Source organism: Corynebacterium sp. MSK195 (genome assembly GCF_030228885.1).
In the GTDB taxonomy this organism is placed as follows: domain Bacteria; phylum Actinomycetota; class Actinomycetes; order Mycobacteriales; family Mycobacteriaceae; genus Corynebacterium.
The window spans coordinates 1-1,362 of record NZ_JASPGT010000036.1 but is presented as its reverse complement, the minus strand read 5'-3'; the positions used below and the strand labels follow the sequence as shown (position 1 = coordinate 1,362).

Here is a 1,362-nt window from a genome sequence, read left to right as displayed (position 1 = left end):
AGAGATCATTTGGTCGTGGGTCGGTCGAGTTCCGCTGCGAAAAAAGCCGAAGCAGTCTTAAGAATCCCGTTTGCTCGTTTCAGTTCGCGGTTTTCGCGGCGCAGACGCTTGAGCTCTTCTTCCATTGTTTCGCCACCTGAAGCGTCAGAGTCATCACGTACTGAAGCGCTGTCACGGTACCAAGCCCGCAACGTGTGGTGAGATACTCCAAGCAGCTCACCGACCTCCGTGTAGGCACGTTGCAGTGAGCAGGACTCCAGGCGGACCATTTCGATGATCTGATGGACCGCCTTCTCCTTGAACTCAACGGAATACTTTCTAGGCATAGTTCAATCCTTCCTTAGCTGAGGTAGGAACTAAACCCAGGACGCTTCAGTGGGGTGGTGCAGGTGCCGATAGTCGTTAGGTTTTGCTTTTCCTATTGCTATTTTTATTGCTATTGCGCTAGCTCTTTATTGTGCTATATCGCTTGCTATTGGGTGTGCTAGTTGTTGGGTTTGTCCTGGTTGTTCTGGTTGTCACCGAGGAAGGTCTCGTAGCGGGCGCGGGCTTGGCGTTGTTTGTGTCCTTCTTCTACAAAGAGGGTGTAGAGCTCGTCTTCGGCGGCGGTGTCGGCCAGGCGGGCGAGTGCGGTGGTCATTGCTGCGAATTGGCGGCGGTAGGAGGCGCTGGCTACTTGTTGGGCGTAGCTATCAAGGGTGAAGGGGTTGACGTCGAGGGTGGTCAGCATCTGGATTAGGGAATCCACGTCGCAGAGTGGGATTCCGCTGTTTTCGCCTTGTGCGCGTAGTGCGCTGCGAATGCTAGCGATGATGCGCACGGACGATTTGACACCTACGGATGAATTGTTAGGAGTAATTGGTGTTGATTAAGCATGTTGCAACCCGTGCTTACAGCATGGTTTGTTCGACGTATCCTGGCAAAGATTGGGACGTAGAGGTATGTGTACACCCAGACGGAACCGTTGCAGTGTTTCCAGGGGAGAACGCAGATGATGGGGATAGCGCCGCGCTGGTGAAGCCCGACGGCACGGTGGAGCTACTAGGAAGTTCCCCTGTTGATTTAACAGCTTTTGTTGAAGCTGGGGACTGGGTAACCACTCAATAAAACTGACCGCCAACCAATATGTCTCATACTCACCTCCGTTACCACCAAGGCGTGGAACACACCCAACACCCCACGGAGGAGACAAACCACATGTCGGATGAAAACACCACCCCCGCAGACCTCGCACAGCAGGCCGCTGACAAGGCGCAGCAGGCCCAGCACGACACCGAGCAGGGAAGGACCTGACCCCTGTTTGGTAGACACCTGATATCCAGCCCGGTTGGGTTGGGAAGAAAGGTAATCTACCACCATGCC

The 1,362-nt window shown here is 54.3% G+C and carries 2 protein-coding genes and 1 pseudogene; 1 reads left to right on the top strand and 2 read right to left on the bottom strand.

Features of this window, described 5'->3' with window-relative positions:
- Together QP909_RS11675 and QP909_RS11670 are read right to left on the bottom strand one after the other, a co-directional pair.
- Positions 1–326 (bottom strand): annotated as a pseudogene (locus tag QP909_RS11675) (transposase); the annotation flags it as partial.
- 158 nt (positions 327–484) lie between these two features.
- Complete coding sequence (locus QP909_RS11670) at positions 485–748, bottom strand: hypothetical protein (protein ID WP_284767323.1); 264 nt, start codon at positions 746–748, stop codon at positions 485–487.
- 113 nt (positions 749–861) lie between these two features.
- Between QP909_RS11670 and QP909_RS11665 the strand changes: the two genes are divergently transcribed.
- Positions 862–1,107, top strand: a complete 246-nt coding sequence (locus QP909_RS11665; protein WP_175973345.1) for a hypothetical protein — start codon at positions 862–864, stop codon at positions 1,105–1,107.
- Positions 1,108–1,362: the final 255 nt, after the last annotated feature.